This is a genomic window from Pseudomonas sp. RT4P38 (assembly GCF_054897765.1).
This window is the reverse complement of the sequence record NZ_CM142703.1, coordinates 3,939,680-3,962,543: the sequence shown is the minus strand read 5'-3', so window position 1 is coordinate 3,962,543 and position 22,864 is coordinate 3,939,680. Positions and strand designations below refer to the sequence as shown.

Annotated in this window: 17 protein-coding genes; 6 read left to right on the top strand and 11 right to left on the bottom strand. The window is 58.6% G+C overall.

Annotation, left to right across the window (positions count from 1 at the left end; translation table 11 throughout):
• Positions 1-41: 41 nt before the first annotated feature.
• The 3 genes from rarD to ACYZT7_RS18260 form a co-directional block, all read right to left on the bottom strand.
• A complete protein-coding gene (gene rarD / locus ACYZT7_RS18270; protein WP_462037662.1) occupies positions 42-929 on the bottom strand; it encodes an EamA family transporter RarD in 888 nt (295 codons plus the stop codon).
• A 125-nt stretch (positions 930-1,054) separates the two neighbouring features.
• A complete protein-coding gene (locus tag ACYZT7_RS18265; RefSeq protein ID WP_462037661.1) occupies positions 1,055-2,068 on the bottom strand; it encodes an aldo/keto reductase in 1,014 nt (337 codons plus the stop codon).
• Positions 2,069-2,163: 95 nt separating this feature from the next.
• Positions 2,164-3,474: an MFS transporter gene (locus ACYZT7_RS18260; RefSeq protein WP_462037660.1), complete on the bottom strand. Its 1,311-nt coding sequence runs from the start codon at positions 3,472-3,474 to the stop codon at positions 2,164-2,166.
• A 168-nt stretch (positions 3,475-3,642) separates the two neighbouring features.
• Between ACYZT7_RS18260 and ACYZT7_RS18255 the strand changes: the two genes are divergently transcribed.
• The 4 genes from ACYZT7_RS18255 (at position 3,643) to ACYZT7_RS18240 (ending at position 9,250) form a co-directional block, all read left to right on the top strand.
• Entirely contained in the window at positions 3,643-4,776 is a 1,134-nt protein-coding gene (locus tag ACYZT7_RS18255; RefSeq protein WP_462037659.1) for a sugar diacid recognition domain-containing protein, read from the top strand.
• Between the two features lie 106 nt (positions 4,777-4,882).
• Complete coding sequence (locus tag ACYZT7_RS18250; protein WP_462037658.1) at positions 4,883-6,025, top strand: glycerate kinase; 1,143 nt, start codon at positions 4,883-4,885, stop codon at positions 6,023-6,025.
• A gap of 370 nt (positions 6,026-6,395) precedes the next feature.
• Positions 6,396-8,021, top strand: coding sequence for a methyl-accepting chemotaxis protein (locus ACYZT7_RS18245; RefSeq protein WP_462037657.1), 1,626 nt, complete (start codon positions 6,396-6,398; stop codon positions 8,019-8,021).
• A gap of 41 nt (positions 8,022-8,062) precedes the next feature.
• Positions 8,063-9,250, top strand: a complete 1,188-nt coding sequence (locus ACYZT7_RS18240) for a pyridoxal phosphate-dependent aminotransferase (protein WP_462037656.1) — start codon at positions 8,063-8,065, stop codon at positions 9,248-9,250.
• Between the two features lie 113 nt (positions 9,251-9,363).
• On the opposite strand, the gene ACYZT7_RS18235 is transcribed toward ACYZT7_RS18240, so the two are convergent.
• Genes ACYZT7_RS18235 through ACYZT7_RS18215 form a run of 5 tightly spaced genes read right to left on the bottom strand, consistent with a single transcriptional unit; the run spans position 9,364 to position 14,622 of the window.
• On the bottom strand, positions 9,364-10,341 hold the full coding sequence (locus ACYZT7_RS18235; RefSeq protein WP_462037655.1) for an NAD(P)-dependent oxidoreductase: 978 nt from the start codon (positions 10,339-10,341) through the stop codon (positions 9,364-9,366).
• Positions 10,342-10,362: 21 nt separating this feature from the next.
• The gene (locus ACYZT7_RS18230; RefSeq protein ID WP_462037654.1) at positions 10,363-11,661 is read right to left on the bottom strand and encodes an MFS transporter; all 1,299 of its coding nucleotides are present in this window, start codon (positions 11,659-11,661) and stop codon (positions 10,363-10,365) included.
• 45 nt (positions 11,662-11,706) lie between these two features.
• A complete protein-coding gene (locus ACYZT7_RS18225) occupies positions 11,707-12,768 on the bottom strand; it encodes a sugar kinase (protein ID WP_462037653.1) in 1,062 nt (353 codons plus the stop codon).
• Positions 12,761-13,543, bottom strand: a complete 783-nt coding sequence (locus tag ACYZT7_RS18220) for a sugar phosphate isomerase/epimerase family protein (RefSeq protein WP_462037652.1) — start codon at positions 13,541-13,543, stop codon at positions 12,761-12,763. The genes ACYZT7_RS18225 and ACYZT7_RS18220 overlap by 8 nt, the downstream gene beginning before the upstream one ends.
• A 56-nt stretch (positions 13,544-13,599) precedes the next feature.
• Positions 13,600-14,622: a LacI family DNA-binding transcriptional regulator gene (locus tag ACYZT7_RS18215; RefSeq protein WP_462037651.1), complete on the bottom strand. Its 1,023-nt coding sequence runs from the start codon at positions 14,620-14,622 to the stop codon at positions 13,600-13,602.
• Between the two features lie 248 nt (positions 14,623-14,870).
• Between ACYZT7_RS18215 and ACYZT7_RS18210 the strand changes: the two genes are divergently transcribed.
• Together ACYZT7_RS18210 and ACYZT7_RS18205 are read left to right on the top strand one after the other, a co-directional pair.
• A complete protein-coding gene (locus tag ACYZT7_RS18210; protein ID WP_462037650.1) occupies positions 14,871-17,690 on the top strand; it encodes a hypothetical protein in 2,820 nt (939 codons plus the stop codon).
• A gap of 557 nt (positions 17,691-18,247) precedes the next feature.
• Positions 18,248-20,464: an autotransporter outer membrane beta-barrel domain-containing protein gene (locus ACYZT7_RS18205; protein WP_462037649.1), complete on the top strand. Its 2,217-nt coding sequence runs from the start codon at positions 18,248-18,250 to the stop codon at positions 20,462-20,464.
• Positions 20,465-20,551: 87 nt separating this feature from the next.
• On the opposite strand, the gene ACYZT7_RS18200 is transcribed toward ACYZT7_RS18205, so the two are convergent.
• From ACYZT7_RS18200 to ACYZT7_RS18190, 3 genes are all read right to left on the bottom strand, one after another.
• A complete protein-coding gene (locus ACYZT7_RS18200) occupies positions 20,552-21,163 on the bottom strand; it encodes a LysE family translocator (protein ID WP_462037648.1) in 612 nt (203 codons plus the stop codon).
• A gap of 51 nt (positions 21,164-21,214) precedes the next feature.
• Positions 21,215-22,054, bottom strand: coding sequence for an AraC family ligand binding domain-containing protein (locus tag ACYZT7_RS18195; RefSeq protein ID WP_462037647.1), 840 nt, complete (start codon positions 22,052-22,054; stop codon positions 21,215-21,217).
• A 76-nt stretch (positions 22,055-22,130) separates the two neighbouring features.
• The gene (locus ACYZT7_RS18190; protein ID WP_462037646.1) at positions 22,131-22,772 is read right to left on the bottom strand and encodes a DUF1345 domain-containing protein; all 642 of its coding nucleotides are present in this window, start codon (positions 22,770-22,772) and stop codon (positions 22,131-22,133) included.
• Positions 22,773-22,864: the final 92 nt, after the last annotated feature.

Sequence of the window (22,864 nt, the reverse complement as noted above, 5' to 3'; positions counted from 1 at the left end):
CCGGTCAGCAGCAATGCTGGCCGGGCTTTTTCGTGTCGGTCCTACATCGATTTGCGTCGATGCCGGACCAGGTGTTTGAACCCTTCGAACACCAGCACAACCACTGCCAACCAAATCGGGATGTAGGTCAGCCACTCACCGGCCTTGATGCTTTCCCCCAGCAGCAACGCAACGCCGAGCAACAGCACCGGCTCGACATAGCTCAACAACCCGAACAGGCTGAACGGCAATAGCCGGCTGGCGATGATGTAGACCACCAACGCCGAAGCGCTGATCACCCCGAGCAACGGGATCAGGAGTGACAGCCACGGATGTTGATCGAACACGCCGAAACCCTGTTCGCCGCCCTGAACGAACCAGAACGCCACCGGCAGCATCAAGGCCATGTCCACCCACAAACCACCAAGATTATCTGTGGCCAGCCACTTGCGCAGGATGAAATAGGTTGGATATCCGACGACGACCAATAACGTCGCCCAAGAGAATCCGCCCACTTGATACAGCTCATTGAGCACACCGAGAGAGGCGAAAAACACGGCAATCTTTTGCAGGTAGGACAACCGCTCGCCATAAGCGATCCGCCCCGTCAGAACCATGGACAGCGGTAACAGGAAATAGCCCAGTGACACGTCAAGGCTATAGCCGTTGAGCGGCGCCCACATAAATAGCCAGAGCTGAAGGCCAAGCAGCGTCGAGGAAACGATCAGGCCGGCGAGTAACTTGGGTTTGCCGCCCAGTAGGCGAAGGATGGCGACCGCGCGTTTCCATTCACCGGAGACCACCATGAACACGGTCATGCACGGCAGGGTCAGCAGCATCCGCCAGCCGAAAATTTCTACACCGCTCAAAGGCGTGAGCAGCGAGGTGTAGTAATACATGACGGCAAACAGCACCGAGGCTGAAACCGATAGAGCAATACCTTTAGACAAACTGTCCTCGCGAAGTTGAACGTTAAACGGGTGCGGAGGATACGTGGTTTTCTCGTTGAATATTGTCCGATCGATCAACACCGACCCACTGTGGGAGCGAGCTCCCACATGGAAAGTGTATTCATTTAGCTATTGCGTGGTTTACGCCCTGACACAAAGTGGCTCACATCATTGAACCCCGGCGTCGACGCATGCCCTGGCGTCACCAGCGAATCAATGAACGCTTCATCCTCCGCCGTGATCTTCACCGCCTGAGCCTTAGTGTAGGCATCCCATTGTTCTTCGGTACGCGGGCCGACGATGGCTGAGGTGACAGCGCTGTTGTTCAGCACCCAGGCGATGGCGAATTCGACGATGCCCACGCCACGCCCTTGCGTGTACTGCTGGATCTGCTGAGCAATGCGCAATGATTCGACGCGCCATTCGGTTTCCAGAATGCGTTTATCTGCGCGGCCGGCGCGGCTGTTGGCATCCGGCTTCACGTCTGGCGCGTACTTACCGCTGAGCACGCCGCGCGCCAGTGGGCTGTAAGGCACCACGCCCAGGCCATAATTTTGCGCGGCGGTGATCTGCTCGGTTTCCACCTGACGGTTGACGATGTTGTACAGCGGCTGACTGATGACAGGCCGGTCGACGCCCAGTTGATCGGCCACACGAATCACCTCGGCGATGCGCCAGCCACGGTAGTTCGACAGACCCCAATAGCGGATTTTGCCCTGGCGGATCAAATCGCCGATGGCCGACACCGTGACCTCCAATGGCGTGTTGTGGTCTTCGCGGTGCAAGTAATAAATGTCGAGATAATCGGTGCCCAGGCGTGTCAGGCTGGCGTCGATGCCATTGAATATGTGCTTGCGGCTCAAACCGTTGCGGTTCGGCACTCCGTCCACCGGGCCGAAACCGACCTTGGTCGCCAGTACCCATTCGTGACGGTTACCGGCAATCGCTTCGCCGACGATCTCTTCGGAGCGGCCGTTGGTGTAAACGTCTGCGGTGTCGATGAAATTGATGCCCTGGTCCCAGGCCTTGTCGATGATCCGCAGGGAATCTTCGGTGCTGGTCTGTTCGCCGAACATCATGGTGCCCAGGGTCAGGGTGGAAACCTGTAAACCCGAATGACCCAGCGTGCGATAGCTCATGACGAAATCCTTTTACCGGTGGGAAAGCCTCAATCAAATACCAGAACAACCGCACGGGGCAAACTGAAATATTGAACACCCCGTGCCGATCAACCTTAAACTCGCAACGTCCGCGTCATACGCAACGCCAACAAGCTCCCGCACACAATCACACCCGCCAATAAATAAAGCGCCGCATCAGTCGACCCGGTGCTGTCCTTGACCCAACCCACCAGATACGGACTCAGGAAACCCGCCATCTGCCCCATGGAGTTGATCAACGCCAAACCACCCGCCGCAGCGCCCGCGCTGAGCAGTGCAGTCGGCACTGGCCAAAACATCGGCAGGCCGGTGAGGGCGCCCATGGTGGCGATGGTCAGGCCGAGGATGGCGATGGCGGGGTTGGCGGCGAAGTTCACGGCGATCAGCAAACCCACCGCGCCCATCAACATCGGCACCACCAAGTGCCAGCGGCGTTCTTTGCGCAGGTCGGCGGAGCGGCCGACCATTAACATGAACAACGCCGCCAGCAGGTACGGAATCGCACTGAGCCAGCCGATCACCAGGTTATCGCTGAAGCCCAGGTTCTTGATGATCGACGGCAGCCAGAAATTGATCGCGTAAACGCCGCTCTGGATGCAGAAGTAGATCAGGCCAAACGCCCAGATTGCCGGGTTCTTGAACACCGCCAGCAGCGAGTCGGTGGTGGTTTTCGGTTTGTTGGCCAGGTCTTCAGCGTGGTCGGCTTCCAGCACCGAGCGCTCGAACGGCGTGAGCCATTTGGCATTCGCGTAACTGTCGCTGAGCAGGAAGTACGCCAGCGCGCCGAGGATGACGGTCGGGATACCTTGCAGCAGGAACATCCACTGCCAGCCGGCCAAGCCACCTTGCCCGGCGCCGAAGTGGTTGAGGATCCAGCCGGAAAACGGGCTGCCGAGCAGGCCGGACACCGGGATCGCTGACATGAACAGCGCCATGATGCGGCCACGGCGGAAGGTCGGGAACCACTGCGAAAGGTAAAGCACCACGCCCGGAAAGAACCCGGCTTCGGCCGCGCCGGTGAACAGGCGCAGGGTGTAGAACTCGGTCGGTGTGGTGACAAACAGCAAACAGGTCGAGAGCGAGCCCCAGACGATCATCATCAGCGCGATCCAGCGGCGCGGGCCGAACTTGGTCAGGGCCAGGTTGCTCGGCACGCCGCATAGCACGTAGCCGATAAAGAAGATCCCGGCCCCGAGGCCGTACACGGTTTCGCTGAACTTCAGTGCGTCGAGCATCTGCAGCTTGGCAAATCCAACGTTCACCCGGTCGAGGTAGTTGAACAGGTAGCAGATGAAGATGAAGGGAATCAAACGCAGGGTAATACGTTTGTAGACGGCGTTTTTCTCGTCAACGATGGCCTGGGTAGCGGCGGCGCTCTGGGACATGGCGGCTCTCTCTTTATTATGATTTTTTGCGATGCAAAGGGTAACGTTGATCGCCCAGTGAGTCTCGGCCACCCCTTGGGTCGTTGTCTTTGTGCCTGAGCACAGGGTTTGCAACCAAGGCCTGTGCGGGTGAACAATCCGCTCATCACGCTTTCAAGGATCACCGCTATGTTCGAACTCGATCACGACCTGGCCCAGGACATCGTCGACCGGGCGATGGCCATCCTGCCGTACAACGTCAACGTCATGGACAGCCAGGGGCTGATTCTCGGCAGCGGCGAACCGGAGCGCGTCAACACCCGTCATGAAGGCGCGCAACTGGTGCTGGCCAACGGGCGGGTGGTGGAGATCGACGCCCAAACAGCGATTCATCTCAAAGGTGTGCAACCGGGCATCAACTTGCCGCTACTGCTCGATCAGCGCTTGATTGGCGTGCTGGGCATCACCGGTGAACCCGAGCAATTGCGCACCTACGCCGAACTGGTGCGGATGACCGCCGAGATGCTGGTCGGCCAGCGCAACCAGCAGGCTGAACAGCAATGGCGGCGGCAGCGTTGCGACGATCTGCTGGCGTTGCTGCTCAGTGAGGCCGGGGATTCGCCGCGGCTGATCGATGAAGCGCAACAGCTTGGGCTCAAGCCGCAGATGACGCGGGTGCCATATCTGTTCGAGTTAGGGATGGAACACGGTCCGGGGCAAACCGTCGAAGCACTCAGCGCCTGGCTGATGTCGCGCTACCCGGACAGTTGGTGTGTGAGTTCGGCCAAGTCCTCGTTGCTATGGTGCCGGCCGGCAAGCCCGGCGATCGAGAATGATCGGCTGTTGGAGAAACTCGACGGCCTGGGCTGGAACATCCTGCGCATCACCGTGGGTGGGCAGGCCGATGGGCTGTCGGGACTGCGCCGCTGCTACCGCCGCGTCGGCGACTTGCTGGCCTATGGACGAGATGTGTTGCCGCACTCCCGCTTGCTGACGCTCACCCGTTACCGATTACCGGTGATGCTCTGGCGGCACCGCAACGACGACGCGCTGGACGAGTTGCTCAAACCGCTGCGCAAAGTCATCGCCAAGGATGGCAACGGCCAATTGCTGGCAACCCTGCGCAGCTGGTGCGATCACGACGGCCAGAGCCAGGCCTGTGCCGATGCACTGGGCATCCATCGCAATAGTTTGCGTTACCGGATGGAGCGGATTGCCGAGCTCAGCGGCGTCGACCCGCTAAGGCTGGACGGGATGCTCGCGCTTTATCTCGGTGTGCAACTTTTGCCTCAAACCGATGCGCCTCCAACGTCTGGCGCTTAAGGTTTTGTGGAAATGAACAATAATCGGCATGCCCGCTTGTGCAGCGGACCGGCGTTATTGTTCTTGCCTGCTGGCAGCATTAGGGCATTGGAACTGGAGAATTCGCATGAAAATCGTCATCGCCCCCGATTCGTTCAAGGACAGCCTGAGTGCCCAGGGTGTGGCTGATGCCATTGCTCTGGGGTTGGCGCAGGTTTGGCCCGATGCGCTCCTGGTCAAATGCCCGATGGCTGACGGCGGGGAGGGCACCGTCGAGTCGATTCTGGCGGCGTGCGAGGGCGAACTGCGTCGCACCCCGGCTCGCGGGCCGCTCGGCGCGACGGTTGACGCCGCCTGGGGCTGGTTGCCCCAGAGCCACACCGCGATCATCGAAATGGCCGAGGCCAGTGGCCTGCAACTGGTTCCGCCGGGCAAGCGTGATGCGTGCTTCAGCAGCACGTTCGGCACCGGCGAATTGATCCGCGCGGCGCTCGATGCCGGGGCGCAACGGGTCATTCTGGCGATTGGCGGCAGCGCCACCAACGACGGCGGGGCGGGTGCAATGCAAGCCTTGGGCGTCAAACTGCTGGACGCACACGGTCGAACACTGGCACCGGGTGGTCTGGCGCTTGGACTGCTTGCCCGCATTGATCTGAGTGAAATCGATCCGCGTCTGGCCGAGGTGCGCTTCGACATCGCCGCCGACGTCAACAATCCACTGTGCGGACCTCATGGTGCCTCAGCGATTTTCGGCCCGCAAAAAGGGGCATCACCCGAGCAAGTCGAGCAACTGGATCGCGCGCTCGGGCACTTTGCCGAACGGTGCGCGCAAGTCCTGAGCAAAGACGTACGTGACGAACCGGGCAGCGGTGCGGCAGGCGGACTGGGGTTTGCCGCCAAGGCGTTTCTGGGGGCGCAGTTCAAGGCCGGTGTTGAAGTGGTCGCCGAACTGGTTGGCCTGGACGATGCGGTCAAGGGCGCCGACCTGGTGATCACCGGAGAAGGCCGTTTTGATGCTCAGACACTGCGCGGCAAGACGCCGTTTGGTGTGGCGCGTATTGCTCGACAGCACGGTGTGCCGGTGATCGTCCTCGCCGGGACGCTGGGTGAGGGTTATCAGGCGCTGTACGAACATGGCATCGATGCCGCGTTTGCCTTGGCAAGCGGACCGATGACGCTGGAGCAGGCGTGTGCCGAGGCACCGCGGTTGTTGCGGGAGCGGGCGAGCGATGTTGCGCGGGTTTGGCGGGTGGCTTTGCGTAAGGCTTGAGTCTTGCGTTGAAGTTTAGATCCACCCCTCCAGCCCAGCCCTCTCCCCACGGGGGAGAGGGGAAAAGGGAGCAGATCTTCAAGCTTTTCAGAACCTGAGTTCGGCTCAAAACTTTCAGGTCGCAGAACATCGGAAGAACAACACGGTCAGTTCCCTCTCCCCCTGGGAGAGGGTTAGGGTGAGGGGCAGTTCCAAACTTGAAATAAATTTCTCAACGCCCCGCAGGAATCCTCATCCCCAGCCGATACAGATAACAGGCCCACACAAACCTATTCCAACAGTGGCGCCAAACTGAAAGCGCGTGCGCCACCGCCCGCCCTTCAGCGATCACGCAAGGATGCTCGTAGCCCCATCACCCGAGAATCATCCTATGTCACTGCGTAATCTGAATATCGCGCCTCGAGCTTTCCTGGGTTTTGCTTTCATTGCCTTGCTCGTCATCGTGCTGGGTGTGTTTGCCGTAAACCGCATGACGACCATCCAGCAAGCCTCCATCGACATGGAAACCACACAACTGCCCAAAGTCGGGTTTCTCGGTAACCTGACGGAAAACGTCCTGCGTCTGCGCATTCTCTCTTTCCGGGTGTTGGTCAACCGTGATCTGAGCGCGTTGCAGGAAGCCCAGACGCGTATCGGCGTGCTGGTCGACAAGGTTCGCAGCGCACAATCGAGTTATGCCGCGTTGTCGGCCACCCCGGAAGAAGCTGCGCTGTACAAGACGTTCACGGCAACGCTGGACAGCTACCTGCAAGCCCAGACCCAGATGCTTGAGCTGTCGCGACAGAACAAGCTTGATGAGATGCGCGCGCTGATCAACACCCGGATCAAGGAAGGTACGGACCAGATGGGCGAGCAGCTGAACAAACTGGTGGCGCTGAATAATTCCGATGCGAAAACCGCATCGGCCGCAGCGGGCGAGCAGTACCGCAGCGCCATTACCGGCATCATTGCCGTGGCGGTCATCGCGGCGCTGATGACCGTGCTGCTGGCCTGGCTGTTGACCCGCAGCATCGTCACACCGCTGAACCGTGCGTTGCTGGCGGCGCAAACCATTGCGGGCGGTAACCTGACCAACGTCATCGAGGTCGACGGCAAGGACGAACCGGCCCGTTTGCTCGGTGCCTTGTCCGCGATGCAGGCCAGCCTGCGCAAAACCATCGAACAGATCGCCGGTTCCGCCACCCAACTGGGTGCCGCCGCTGAAGAACTCAGCACGGTCACCCAAGAAGCGTCCCGCAGTCTGCAACAGCAGACCAACGAAATCGAACAGGCCGCCACCGCGGTCAACGAAATGACCGCCGCCGTGGAAGAAGTGGCACGTAACGCGGTGTCGACGTCCGAAGCCTCGAACCAGTCGACCCAGGCCGCCCGCGAAGGTCGCGACCGTGTGGTGGAAACCGTCGGCGCGATCCAGACCATGACCCACGATGTGCAAAACACCTCGGTGATGATCGAAGGCCTGGCCGCTCAGGGGCGCGACATCGGCAAGGTGCTGGACGTGATCCGCGCCATCGCCGAACAGACCAACTTGCTGGCGCTCAACGCTGCAATCGAAGCCGCCCGTGCCGGTGAAGCCGGGCGCGGTTTTGCGGTGGTGGCGGACGAAGTTCGGGCGCTGGCCCATCGCACCGCGCAATCGACCCAGGAAATCGAAAAAATGGTCGCCGGCATCCAGAACGGCACCGGCCACGCGGTCGCGTCGATGCAGCAAAGCAATCAACGCACCCAAAGCACCTTGGAAATGGCCCGCGCCGCCGGTGTGGCGCTGGAGCAGATCACTCAGTCGATCCAATTGATCAACGAACGCAATCTGGTGATCGCCAGCGCGTCCGAAGAACAGGCTCAGGTGTCCCGCGAAGTTGACCGCAACCTGGTGAACATCCGCGACCTGGCCACCCAGTCTGCCGCTGGCGCCAACCAGACCAGCGCCGCCACTCACGAACTGTCGCGCCTGGCTGTGGATTTAAATGCCATGGTGGCGCGTTTCGTGATTTGAGATAGGGTTGAGGCTTGGAACCCGCGCGACTGGAGAATTACATGCGCTATTCAGCCTTGACCAAACGAATCGCCGGTGACGGCGCTGCGGCCTGGCAGATTCATGACCGAGCACTGGAATTACGTGAGCAGGGCATTGATGTGCTGCTGCTATCGATCGGCGATCCTGACTTCGATACGCCGCAGCCCATCATTCAGGCGTGCGTCGACAGCTTGCTGGCCGGCGATACCCACTACCCGGCAGTACGCGGCAGTCAGGGATTGCGCAACAGCATCGCCACCCGTCATCGACGCCGCAGCGGTCAAGTCGTGGATGCCGACCATGTGATCGTGCTGCCGGGTGCGCAATGTGCGGTGTATTCGGTCGCGCAATGCCTGCTCGACCCGGGCGATGAAGTGATCGTCGCCGAGCCGATGTACGTGACCTATGAAGGCGTGTTCGGTGCCTGCGCAGCCAAAGTGGTGCCGGTGGCGGTACGCCCCGAGAACGGCTTTCGGGTCGATCCAGCGGATGTCGCGGCACTGATCACGCCTAAAACCCGCGCCATCGTGCTCAACAGTCCGAACAATCCTTCCGGCGCCAGTTTGCCGCTAATGGTCTGGCAGGAGCTGGCGTCGCTCTGTGTTCGTCACGACCTGTGGCTGATCAGCGACGAGGTCTACAGCGATCTGTTGTATGAAGGCGAGCACATCAGCCCGGCGAGCCTGCCGGGCATGGCCGAGCGCACTGCGACCATCAATAGCCTGTCCAAATCCCACGCCATGAGCGGTTGGCGAGTGGGCTGGGTGATCGGGCCGAAACCTTTGGCCGAACACTTGGTGCACCTGTCGTTGTGCATGCTCTTTGGCATTCCGGACTTCATTCAGAACGCCGCGCAATTGGCGCTGGATGAGGATCTGCCGGAAGTGGCGTTGATGCGCGAGGAGTATCGCCAGCGTCGCGACCTGGTGTGCGCGAGCCTCAGTGATTGCCCGGGCGTCCGGCCGATCCGGCCTGATGGCGGGATGTTCGTGATGATCGATGTACGCCAGACTGGGTTGTGTGCCCAGAGTTTTGCCGAGCGGCTGCTGGAAGGTTACGGCGTGTCGGTGCTGGCCGGTGAAGCGTTTGGGCCGAGTGCGGCGGGGCATATTAGATTGGGGTTGGTGGTGGATCAGTTGAAGCTGGCGGATGCGTGCCAGCGGATTGCGTTGTGTGCGGCGGACCTTCTGGAGGCTCGTCGGGCCTGAAGGATTAGGCCTCATCGCGAGCAAGCTCGCTCCCACAGGGGATATGTGAACGTCGCAGATCCAGTGTGGGAGCGAGCTTGCTCGCGATGGCTGACTGACAGGCGCCGACGTCGTCAGGCCTGCCACGCCCCGACGTTCACCAGATTCCTCGGCCGCTCACCCGCCAGTGCCGCCAGCAGATTGTCCACCGCACACGTGGCCATCGCTTCGCGCGTTTCATGCGTCGCCGAGCCAATGTGCGGCGTCGCCACCACGTTGTTCAGCTGCAACAGCGGCGAGTCAGTGTTCAGCGGTTCACGTTCGAACACATCCAGCCCCGCAGCGCGAATCTGCCCATCGCGCAAGGCCTGAATCAGCGCCGCCTCGTCCACGACCTTGCCCCGTGAAATGTTGATGAAGATGCTCTCCGGGCGCATCAGGGCAAACTGCTCGGCCCCGATCAGTCCTTCGGTTTCTGCTGTCAGCGGCAGGGTCAGGCAAATGAAATCAGCCTGCTGCAACAAGGCTGTGAGGCTGCGGTATTGCGCGCTGAATCGCTGTTCCACCGCCGGTTTTGGCGCGTGGCTGTGATAGATAACCGGCATGCCAAAACCGAAATGCCCACGCTGGGCCAGGGCCTCACCGATCCGCCCCATGCCAATGATGCCCAGGATTTTACCGTGCACATCGCTGCCGAGCTGCGCCGGGCCGATGTTGCGGTTCCACTGACCGGCGCGAACCATGTTCGCCAGTTCCACTACGCGCCGGGCGGTCGCCAGAATCAGCGCGAAACCGGTGTCGGCAGTGGTTTCGGTGAGCACGTCAGGGGTGTTGCTGAGCAGGATTCGCCGCTCGGTCAGGTAGTCGATATCGTAGTTGTCGATCCCTACGGAGACGCTGGCAATGGCTTCCAGATCCGGTGCCAGATCGAGCAACCCGGCGTCCAGCTTCAGGCTGGCACCGAGCAACCCGTGGGCGCGGGGCAGGGCCTCACGCAGCGTTGCCAGGCCTTCCGCGTTGAGGTTGTCGATCAGCGTTACCTCGGTCTGCTCGTGAAGGCGAGCCATCAGCAGCGGCGAGAGTTTCTTGTACAACACAACCTGCTTTTTCATCGTAGTCCTCTCAACTTCAGTTCAGGAATGAGCAGCCGTCGGCCGTTGCACAACGGCCTTGGCCACGACCCGGTCGCTGGCGCCGGGCTTGAGGAGAATCGTCAGCACCACCGAGAGCATCAACGCGCCGCTCATCAACAGGTACGACGCACCCGGCGAACCGGTTGAGCTGTTCAGGTAGCCGACCAGGTAAGAACCGCCAAACGAGCCAAGCGCACCCATGCTGTTGATCAGCGCCATGGCGCCACCCGCGACGTTGGCCGGGAGGATTTCCGGGACGATGGCGAAAAACGGTCCATACGGCGCATACATGCAGGCGCCAGCGATCACCAGCAGGGTGTAGGACCACCAGAAATGTTCGGCGCCCAAAGCGTAGGAGCCGTAGAACGCAATCGAGGCGATCAGCAGTGGCGGCCAGACAAAGCGTTTGCGTTTCTGCAATTTGTCCGAGCCCCAGGACACCAACAGCATGCCGATCACGGCGGCCAGATACGGCAGCGAGGAGAGCCAGCCGGCCTCGATCATGTCCATCTGCGCACCGGCCTTGAGGATCGACGGCAGCCACAGCACGAAGCCGTAAACGCCAATGCTCCAGCAGAAAAACTGCAAGGCGAGGATGATCACCTTCGGCGAGCGAAAGGCTTCGGCGTAGTTCTTCACCGCTTTGATACCCACCTGTTCGGCAGCCAGAGCGCTTTCCAGATCCTGCTTCTCTTGATCGCTCAGCCACTTGGCTTGAGCGGGACGGTCATCGGCCAGACGCCACCAGATAAACGCCCAGAGTACGGCCGGCAAACCTTCGATGATGAACATCCAGCGCCAGCTGTAATGCTGCACCAGATAGCCCGACACCACCGACATCCAGAGCATGGTCACCGGGTTGCCAAGGATCAGGAAGGTGTTGGCGCGCGAGCGTTCGGCACGGGTGAACCAGTGGCACAGGTACACCAGCATCGCCGGCATCACCGCGGCTTCGACCACGCCGAGCATGAAGCGAATCACGATTAGCCAGTAGGCGTTGGAGACGATCCCGGTCAAGGTGGCCAAACTACCCCAGAGAATCAGGCTGACGAAAATCAGCTTCTTCACGCTGTGCTTCTGGGCGTAGATCGCGCCCGGAACCTGGAAGAAAAAGTAGCCGAGGAAGAACAGTGCGCCGAGCATCGACGACAGGCCCGGCGTGATCATCAGGTCGGCAGCCATCCCGGAGGCGGCGGCGAACCCGTAGTTGGCGCGGTCCAGGTACGCCAGGCTGTAGGTGATGAACACGATGGGCATGATGTACCACCAGCGGCGGGCGACGAGTGTTGCGGTTTTCATAGTGGTGCTCCTGAGCTTGTTGTTTTTGTCGCAGCAGGTAACGGGTTAAAGATTTTCGGTGATTGGGCGGGCCTCATCGCGAGCAAGCTCGCTCCCACAGGTGATTTGTGTTTGAACCCGATCCAATGTGGGAGCGAGCTTGTCTCCGGGCGGCGATCCGACGATGGCAGCCGCAAACTCGGCAGACATTTCGAGGCGATTGGGCAACCCCTCCATATCCCCACGGCTCTGCACCGCGCGGCTGCCAATCCAGTTGGCACGCTTCACGGCGTCGGCAAAGCTGTGGTTTTCCAGCAGGGCGCTGATCATGCCAACGGCAAATCCATCGCCGGCACCGACCGTGTCGACTACCGTTTCCACCGGCACGCCCGCCACGAAACCCTGGTCCAGATGGGTGCGGTAATACGCACCGTGAGGACCAAGCTTGATCGCCACGGCTTCGGCGCCCAGGTCGAGGTAGAACGCCGCGATGTCGGTGGGGTCTTCGAACCCGGTCAACAATCGGCCTTCGCTCAAACCCGGCAGCACCCAATGGGCGAGGGCGGCGAGGCGGTTGATCTCGGTAATCATCTGCTGCGTACTGGCCCACAGACTCGGGCGCAGGTTCGGGTCGAAGGACACGCTGCGCCCGGCATCACGCATGCGGCTCATCAACTCGAAAGACATTTCCCGAGCCGTTTCGGACAGTGCCGGGGGAATGCCGGTGGCGTGCAAGTGCCGGGCGTTGAGTAACTCAGGAGCGATCGACTGCCGCGACAGATGACTCGCTGCCGACCCACGGCGGAAATACTCGACCACCGGATCGCTGCCGTCGTCGGTGCGCGACTTGAGTTGAAAGCCGGTTGGGTGCGCGGTGTCGATGGCGACGTTACTGCAATCCAGGCCTTCTTTCTCCAGGGTGTCGATGACGAACCGGCCCAGAGAGTCAGCGCCAACCCGGCTCAGCCAGGCGACATTGAAACCTAGCCGCGACAAGCCGATCGCGACATTGCTGTCGGCCCCGGCAATGCGTTTGTGGAAGTGGCCGACTTCGGCGAGGTCACCGTTCTGTTCGGCGACGAACATTGCCATGGTTTCGCCGAACGACAGAATATCGAACTCAGACATGAGCGCTCTCCAACCGAGACTGACCGAGGTGGGCGAGGGTGGCGACATGCTCGGTGGTCAACTGCACCAGGTCGTCGCCTTGCAGCGAATATTCCGCCGCCCGCATGACGCCCTGGGCCATGTGCCTCAGCAGTTGTTCCCACAGATGCAAGTCACTGGCGGCAGGGGGTATGGCGACCAGTTTGCCGTCGGCCCGTCGCGACACGGCTTTGCAGTGCACATAGCCGACGTGACGACCGAGCAACCGTGCGGCGCTGGCCGCGGACTGGTCTTGCCAATGCCAGTTGCCGATATCGAAGGTCATTTTGACCGGCAGCTTGTGTTGCTCGACTTCAGTGAAAAAGCGCTGGAAGGGTTCGATACGGCCGCCGTGCAAGGTCTGATCGTTTTCCACCAACAGTTGCACGGCGCTTTTGCCCAGTACGCGGGCCAAGGTTTGAAGGTCGCTGTTGTCGGTGAAATAGCCCAGGGACACTTTCAGCCATTTGGCACCGAATGCCTGGGCGCGCTGCAACGCAGAGATCAGTTCGGGATTGGGTTTGGACTGGCCGGCCAGCCACAATTCCATCGGCGAGGAATACACGCTTTCGAGGCCTTTGGCCTGAGTGGCGTCGGCTAGTTGAGTAGGGTCTTCGACTGTCAGCAACTCTTCGCGCCATTCGATGCGTGTGGCGCCAGCGGCGGCCAACACGTCGATAAACGATCCCTGGCCGCGCTCGCGAACAAGGTCGGCGCTGTAGCTCGACAGGCTGATGGAAACGGGTGGTTTATTCATTGTTGTATACCTCTGAAACCGGTTTCATTTTTGTTAAAAAAAAAGGGGTTGCTGGGTTACGTGACGATTTTCGTCGACCCGCGCACAATCAACCGCGCCGAAAAATCCAGTGTCCGCACCGGCCCTACATCCCCACGCAAGCGCCTGAGCAAACACTCGAACGCACTTGCGCCAATCTCGGCCGTCGGTTGGGCGAGGGCGGTGATGCCGCTGCCTACCAGTGGGTACCAATCCAGATCATCGAGGGCAATCAGGCCGACGTCTTCGAACAGATTGCACTTCAGTTCACGCAACGAATGGGTGCTGGCCAGCGCGGCAATGCCGTTGGCGCAGAACAGTGCTTTCGGGCCGGGGCCGGGCGTTTCGAGGAAGGTTTTCAGCTGAGCGGTGAGTTCGCTGCCTGTTTCGATGAGGCTGCCGCGCAGGGTCGGGCGTTGTTCGATCTGCGCCTTGAAGCTGCTGACCCGCTCTATCCGCGAACTGGTGCCGTCATAGGGTTCAGTGACCAGCAGCACGTCGCGATAGCCGCGTTCTTCAAGGTGCGCGAGGGCGATCTCGACTGCTGCCGGATTGTCCAGCCCGACCAGATCACTCTCGAGTTGTTCGAGCTTGCGATCCACCAACACCAGCGGCATCTCCCGATGCAGCTCTCGCAATTCGTCGCGGTGATGACCAAGGGTGTTCACGATCAAGCCTTCGATGTTGTACGAGCGCAGCAACGCCAGGTGCTGACGCTCCTGCTCGTCATCGCGATCGGTGTTGCACACCACCAGGCTGTAGCCGTGCTGACGGCAGGCGGTTTCCACCCCGTGCATTACGGCAATCGAATAAGGGTTACGGATATCGGCTACCAGAATGCCGATCAAGCGGGTGCGCCCGCGTTTCAGGCCACGTGCCATTTGGTTTGGGCGATAGCCCAGTTCGGAAATCGCCTGCTCGATGCGCAAGGCAATGGCATCGGAGAGCAGGGCGCGATCGTCACCGATGAAACGCGAGACGCTGGCCTTGGAAACGCCAGCGTGTTCGGCGACATCAAGCATGGTGACGCGGCTGCGCTGGGCGGCGGAAAAGTCGTTCACGGTGGTGGACCTTGTTATTAGTGTTTTCGGAGATCCGGCTGCGAAAGCCTGAAACCGGTTTCAGGTAACACCATTTTATCCATTTGAGTCAAGCGAGCGCTTTCGGGGAACACCGTAGAGAGCGCCGGCATAACCGACGAGTGGTAGCAAAACCTGTCAGATATGACAGTAGGCAGCCTGAGTAGCTAAGTGCTTAATTTGTCCATGCAGAAGCCACATTTAATTCAGCCGCAACACGGGAGCCATTGATGGCATGTCCAAAGCCTCTATTACCCCTGAGCACTTCTATTGGGCTTTTTGCCGATCCTCTGAGTGTGGAGGGTGTTGATGATAACGATGCAAACGGCCATGTGCCGTTGGACCTGCTACAAAAAGGGACTCGCATTGTTATCCCGCTGTGGGCTGATCCTGGTGTGAAAGACGAACTTGGGGTGACGTGGCGTCAGGATGGAATTGAAACCCGGATCTTCACCGAGACATACGATCCACCGGAGAGTGATCCATTTATTTATGTTCCATTGACGCCGCAACAGATGGCCATCAACGGCGAAGCATTTGTCTATTACAACGTATGGAAAGGCGGTGGTGGTAATCCGGATGATTCTCCGCTTCGTAAGCTGACCATTGATCACACGCCATCGCTGGAAATGGAAGAACCCTATTTCCCCAATGCAACACTATGGGGGTACCTTAATAATAATACAGTCCCGCCATTGACTCAGGGTGTCTTTGTAGAAATCCCGCCTAGCAGCAATATTGCTCTTGTCGGTGATCTCAATGAAGTGCATTGGACGGGGTATTCAAGTCTTAATGGCACTGGCAACCCAGTGCCAGGTACTTATGGTGCATGGTCTAAACTATTAAATTCGAACGATATTGAAAAAGGCTATTTGCAGATAATTCCATTCGAAAGTCACGTGCGACCGCTGATTGATAACGACTCGGCAGTTGTTCTTTGTCGCCTGTTTAGAGGCAGTCGCCTGATTGCTAAATCAAAGAAAGGACTAGTAAAAATCGACAGGGTAACACCTGGAGAAAATGGGCCGTATGGCTCAGGCGTAAGTTCACTTTGTACACAGGGAGATGTAAAAATGAAATTTGAAATGTTGCCAGCAAAACTTCGGCCAATGTCAGTGCGCTCTGGAACGCTTGTGGTCGATGCTATCGTCGACAAACTGGCGGATGACTCTATTCCAGTCAGTGTTTTGGAAACGGGAAAAATCACTTTCAAGGCAGATAATTTTGCTGACCCCCAAGAGGGGGACGAAATTGATGTTTATTATAAGGTGGTGGGCGGCACAGAAAAGGCAGCGGGTACTTTTTCCTTGGGGGCAGCCGCCGGACGCAAATACCCGGTTGAACTTCCAGTCGATGCAAGCCTGTTTCCGGAAGAGCCGACGCCTGCTGCGCCAACCCGCTATGAAGTTCGTTATGAACTCTTCAAGGCCGGTGGCGGTAACGCCGACGATTCAAACGTGCTTGAGTTTGTCATCGACCGTACAGCCCCGTACGAAGTCAAAACCCCCGCGCGTCGAAAAAACAAACCAACCCCAGCCGTGACCATTTCCAACCTGCCTGCGGCGCCGGCACGTATTTTGGATGAGGAGTGGATGACCGCGAACCCCAAACTGCTGTGTAAGGTTCCAGTGGGCTACGCGTTACGGCGAGATGATGACGAGCTTGCCTATTTTCTGGTTTCGGGCGCCAGCGTGATTGAGGCTTTTCGTGGCACGGTACCTGCTACAGGCGATTTTGAGGTGGATAATGCTGTCCTCCGGCAACTTCCGAATGTGACGCGCGTCTCCCATTCGTATGAATGGAAGGATCTGCCTGGCAACGTAAGTTATCGCTCTGATGCTGCACCTGTATTTGATCTGAAGCTCGCTCAGGATCCGATTCTGCTTGCCCCTGAAATACCAAAGACCGATCCCAACCAAAGCGTTCCTTTATATCTTGATGACTTTGTGACGGGTGCAGTCGCTGTTCTCGCGGTGGTCCAACAGCCACAGCATGGTATCGGTACTGATGAGATCAAGTTGATCATCGAAGATGCCGCTGATCCAGCGAGCTTCGTAGAATTCGGTCCGCTACCGCTCGGTACTGCAGACGTCAGCTTCACGCTCGAGTACGCCAAACTGGCAACACTGTTTGCGAACGCGACGGATCCCAAAGAGGTCAGGGTTTTTTACGAGCACTCACGCGACGGGAAAACCATTGATAGCCCCGACATTTTCGTCTTTCTGAATTTTGTGCACGCAGGTCCCTCAAACCCTGATTTGCCGGATCTGACTAACTCTGATCTGGATGTTGTAACGGTGACAGGTGCCTCCGGTACGGATAACACCATTCTACCGGGCGATCGAGACAAACCTGGCAAAATCAAAGTTCCGGTTTGGTTTGGTTTACCGGATGTTGTGGGCGGTGAGCAAGTCGATTTCTATATCGACGGTAAGCACGCCGGTACTTTTCTCCCATTTGGCGGTGAGACTGAGTTTGAGGTGGACGTTACCAAGGAATTCCTTGGTGCATTGCCAGCCGCAACGGTAAAGGCGTCCTGGACGATAAAAAATGTGGGTAGCGACAAAAATATCATCAAGTCTCCTGAGCGGGATGTGGTGGTAAATGCCCGGAAAGTCTTGCTTCAAGTGCCGACAATTCGTATTCGAAGCCGCGACGAAATTGCCTGTTATGCCATGGATACTGCGACCACCAACTGGAAGTTGGCCGTTACAATCCCCAAGGATCCAGTGAACTTGCCACAAAGTAAATCGATTACCGTCTTTTTTGCTGGCGTTACAGATGTAACTGGCGCTACAGAAGTGCCGGGCACTCGAGATTCGGTTGTCTATACCATCAAAGCTCAAGGTACACCCGACATCGCGCAAGTGGGTACAGCAGATAAGTTTAAGTTGAACCAACCGGTACGAGGTGCCGTAGCGTTTGGCAAGTACTGGTATGAGACAGATATCGGCGGTACTCAGACTTCTGAGCCGGTGGTCAAACCATTCGACATTATCAATACCAGCTTCGACTATTGCGACAGATTGCCTGCTCCAGCGGCACCCTGATTCAAATAGCCGGTAAAAACTGCAATAAAGGAGCTAAACCGGTCATGGGGGGCCTCATTGCCCCCTGTGATGTGGAGATAAAGCTCACAAATCTTCGGATTTTTCATCGTGTCAATGAGGATTATTCCTACATCTAGCGGGCGAATTGGTCACTAGTCTGTCGGACGTTCTCGGGTGTGGTTGTTCTTTTCTCTCAGAAAAATCACTAAGCGATGTATGTCTAGTAGCAGGAAGTCAGAATGTTTCGCACGTCATCTTTGAGTCGTTGTACAGCAGCTATATATTTACTAACGCCAGCTTTACTTGTTTCTCCTTTGACTCATGGCGCAATACTCGCACCAGGCGCCAGTGCAACAGTCAACAATGCATCGCCATTAGAGGCCTGGGGCGTGTCGGCTGGCGGAACGTTGACGATCGATAATGGGCAAGCACTGACAATCAGTGCGCAAAACGCCAATGTCGTTTTCAACGGCGGTCAAAGTCAGCGCCTTGATGCCAATACCTCCACGTTGAATCTTTCCGGCGCTATCGTTAATAGCGCTTCTGGAAGAGGGGCGATGCAGTTGATCGACAGCACCGCCACTATCGATGACAGCACAATCACCAGTACCAACAGTTTTGGGCTGTTGTTGGGCCGCAACATCAACACTCCAGCATCGTCCGTCGCGACAGTCACTGGCGGGAGTGTCATCACCGGCGCTCCAGGAGGGGTGAATGCGGTTGGTTTCGCCGTGTTGAACCTCGCGAATTCAGAGGTGCGGGGGACGGGCGCCACCAGCTACGGCGTGCAATTGGGCGGCGCGACTATGTCCGCATCGGGCAGTACGATTTCGGGTGGGCAAGACGGGCTGCAAATCATCACCGACACCACGGGTGTCAACGCCAGCATTGTTACGCTCAACAGCACCCGCGTAACGGGCGGAACAGGTTCGGCGATTGTGCTCGGTTCGTCCGGCGACCCCGGTACTATTGCCACCATCAATGTCCACGGTAGTTCCGAACTGCTCGGCGGTAACGGCACACTGTTGCAGGCGACCAATCGTTCCACGGCCAACCTTAACGTCAACGCAAGTGCCTTGAGTGGCAATGTCATCGCCGATACCGGCAGTACTGTTGCGCTGCTGATGCAGAACGCGGCCTCGCTGACTGGCAATCTGCAAAACGTGACTCGGGTCAATCTCAATAGCCGCAGTACCTTGAACGGCAATGTGCAAGCGGTTGCGGGAACGGCGGCGACGGTCAACCTGGACAACGGTTCTGCAATCAACGGCAATGTCGAAAATGTCTTCAGCCTTTCGTTGAACAATGGCAGCAGCATGACCGGCGACGTGACCACCGACACCAATGGCAGCGTGCTGCTGGACAACGGCTCAGTGCTGACCGGTCAAATCAACAATTCGGGCAACCTGAATATCAACAACTCGGCGCAATGGGTGATGACCGGTGATAGCGCCGTGCAGCGTCTAGCGCTGAACAGCGGCGTGGTGCGCATGGGCTCCAACGAACAATTCCAGCACCTGGACGTGGGCGACCTTTCCGGTAACGGTACCTTTGTAATGGGCACCGACCTAGGTAACGGCAACACTGACTTCCTGAACGTCACCGGCAACGCCAGCGGACAACATCAACTGCAAATCTCCGCCACCGGCACCACGCCTGTTACAGCCGAGCCGGTGAAGGTCGGCAACATCGCGGCGGGCGATGCAAGTTTCTCGCTGGGCAATCGTGAAACGGTGGATGCCGGTACGTTTGTCTATCGACTGGCGAAGGAGGGGCAGGGCTTGTACTTGAATCCTGACAAGGAGACGGTCAGTACCTCGAGCAACACCGCTTTGGCACTGGCCGGCAGCGCGCGCAGTGTATTGAATGCCGAGATGTCCATGCTCACTGACCAGATCGGTGATCGCGGGCTGAGCGCGCGTCCTGAAGCTTCACTTCGCGCGGCCAGCGATGACTCCACCACGAAGCTGAACAACAGCGTCTGGGTACGCACTTACGGCAATCAGTACAGTGTCGATAACGCCTATGGCGACGGTTACACCCAGAACCAGACGGGCATCACCGGCGGTGCCGATACCTTGGTCGACCTTGGCGGTCGTGCATGGGTCTTGGGCGGGTTTGTCGGGACAAGCCGTACAGACATGGATCTCAAGTACGGTTCCAGTGCGACGGTAGATAGCGTGAATGTCGGTATTTATGGCAGTACCTTTGATGTCGAGAGCGGTGTGTTCGTCAACGTCATGGCCAAGATCAACCAGTTCGACAACAAGGCGAAAGTTGCCATGAGTGATGGCACGCGAACCAAGGGCGATTACAAGGCCTTGGGCGCCGGCGGTTCGGTGGCGGTGGGCAAGCATATTCGCCTGAAGGACAATTATTTCGTCGAACCCCAGGTTCAGTTGTCGACCGGTGTCACTCAAAGCGACAGTTATCGCCTCGATAATGGCCTTGAAGTCAAAGCCGACACCATGCGATCTGTGCAGGGTAAGGTGGGTGTCAGAGGTGGACGTGTGCTGACCCTCGACAATGGCAGCCTGCTGGAACCCAGCTTGTCGGCGGGGGTTAACCACGAGTTTGTTAAAACCAACGAGGTCAAGATCAACGACGACAGTTTCGATGACGACCGTGCCAGCAGTTCGGTCGAGTATGGAGCGGGTCTGAAGTGGACGCCGGCCGAACGCAACTGGCAGGTTTCCGCTCAGGTCGGGGGCAGCAAAGGCACGACTGTCAGTCAGGACTGGAGCGGTAGCCTCAGACTGAGCTATTTCTTCTGATAAAAATGGCTTCGTGTCATTAACCTAAAAAATGCCCCGAATGTATCGGGGCATTTTTATGTCTGTGCGTTTAGCTGAACGAATGCGTCATATCAGCACCGTCAGCCAAGCCGAAACCACCAGCAATAGAGCCATTGTCTGATTGAAACGCTGGATGCTGTTTGCCGAACGAAACCACCTGGCTGTTCCAGCGCCCAGCATTGCCCAAACGCCCAGGCACGGCAGCGAGACGAAAAAAAACAGCAGCGACAGGCAGACGACTTGAAACTGGCGATCATTGCCGGTTCCGGCAAATACACCGACCACGGCAAACGCCATCATCCAGGTTTTGGGATTGATCAGCTGCAAGCTCGCAGCAGCCCACCCTCCAAACTTTCGTTCCAGTCCCGCACGGGTATCGAAGATCGTGACCGGTGCGTGGAAAATCTGCCAGGCCAAGTAGCTGAGCCAGATGATCCCGGTCCATTTCATCAGCGATTGCACCAGTGGCAGTCCGGCAAGCGACTGACCGACACCGCTGCCCACCAGCAATACGATCAACGCCGCGCTGGCACACGCTCCGAAGATGATCGGCAATGCAGCTTTGAAGCCATAACGTGCGCTATTACTCAGCACCAGAATATTGGTCGGTCCCGGCGTAATAGAGGCCACAAAAGCGAACAGCAAAAAGGGTAGCAGCGGGGGAAAGGTGGACAGCATGACAGCGGACTCCGTGAATGATCTCAGGAGCCGATCCTCACAAAACCGGGGTCATGCGTCTGGAAGATTTGAGCAGCGCTTGCGATACAGCGCCGGCGTCAAACCATAAGCCCGGACGAACCAGCGCCCCAGATGGCTCTGATCGGCAAATCCCAACTCCATCGCCACCGTCGCCGGTTGCTCACCACGGGCCAGCATTCGCCGGGCGGTGGTCAGGCGCAATTGCACGAGGTAGGCGTGGGGCGCCATGCCATAAGCGGCTTTGAAGGCGCGGGTCAGGCGGAAGCGGTCGACGCCGGTGACGGCGGCCAGTTGATCGAGGCCGATGTCGTATTGAGCGTTGGCGTGCAGGTATTCCCGAGCCTTCTGCGCCACCAGCGGCAGGCGCGGGTCTTCGCCGTCGCGGGCGCGCCAGTGCAGATGGCGGGTCAGGCGTTCGAGCAAACTGTCGAGAGCGGTCTGGCGGACGATTTTCAATTCACTATAGTGCAGGGCTTGGAACGCCAGACTGGTGGCATGGGCCAGTCGTAAATCACTGGCCAGGGTGTTGGCGAAACTCAATTCGCTGTTGTCGGGGGCATTGTCGAATACCGCGCAGAGTTCTCGCTTCAGCCACTGCGGGTCGAGGTACAGCATGCGGTAGGTGAAGCCGTCTTCGGTCGGCGCTTCGCCGTCGTGGATGTCGCCCGGCTCAAGCAGAAATACCTTGCCCGGCGTGCTTTGGTGTTTCGCTCGCCGACAGTTGAACTGCTGAACCCCTTGCTCGGTGACGCCCACCAGATAGCTGTCATGCCAGTGCGGATCGTAGGCGTGACCTTCGAAATGCGCGCGCAGGGTCTCGATGCCGGTGTCGGCGTCCTGGGCCAGGTCGATCCAGTTGTGAGTCGTCATGCTGCACCTGCGAGTCGGATTGCCGACTCATTTAACCCCCGCGTCGAGGGTGATGACTAGAACGTTTGTGCACGGATCAATTGAACAGTCCTGCCGCGATGTTGATCGAAAACCCGAGAATGGCCGTGTTGAACAGAAAGCCGATCAGCGACTGCGCCAGCACAATCTTGCGCAAATCCCGAGTTGCCACGCCGACATCGGACGTCTGTACCGCCACGCTGATGGTGAACGAGAAATACAGGAAGTCCCAGTAATTGGGCGTTGTCAGGCCTTCAGCGAAACGCAGTGCGGGGTCTTTGCCGCCGCAGGTGTAGAACAGACGGGCATAGTGCACGCTGAAAATCACTCCGATCAGCAGCCAGGAACCGATCACCGTCAACGCGGTAAACCCGTAATGCAGCAGCTTGCGAGTGGTTTCCAGGTCCCTGCTGCCCGCCAGCTCAAAGGTGATGGTCGCCAGGCTGGCAATCGCGGCGATGCACACAACGAATAGCACCAGCCCGGCGTTTTCGTCCTCGACTTCGGCAATTCGTTTCACGTCCGGCGCTTTGGCGCGCGCGGTGAGCCAGAGCATCAGGACCAGGTAAGTCCAGACCCCGGCATTCCAGCCAAAAAGGATTTTGCTGATGATCGAGTCGGCCGGAATCAGAATGCCCACTGCGACGCCGAGCGTGGCAGCGGCGGACAGGCGAGGGTGGGTGCGGGCGAGGAAGGGCATGTGAACTCGATGCGTCAGGGCTTTGCAAACACCTTAGCCCGGGTGATCGGTTGTGACCATAACCCTGAGGTCGATGCAAACCCTTGTGGGAG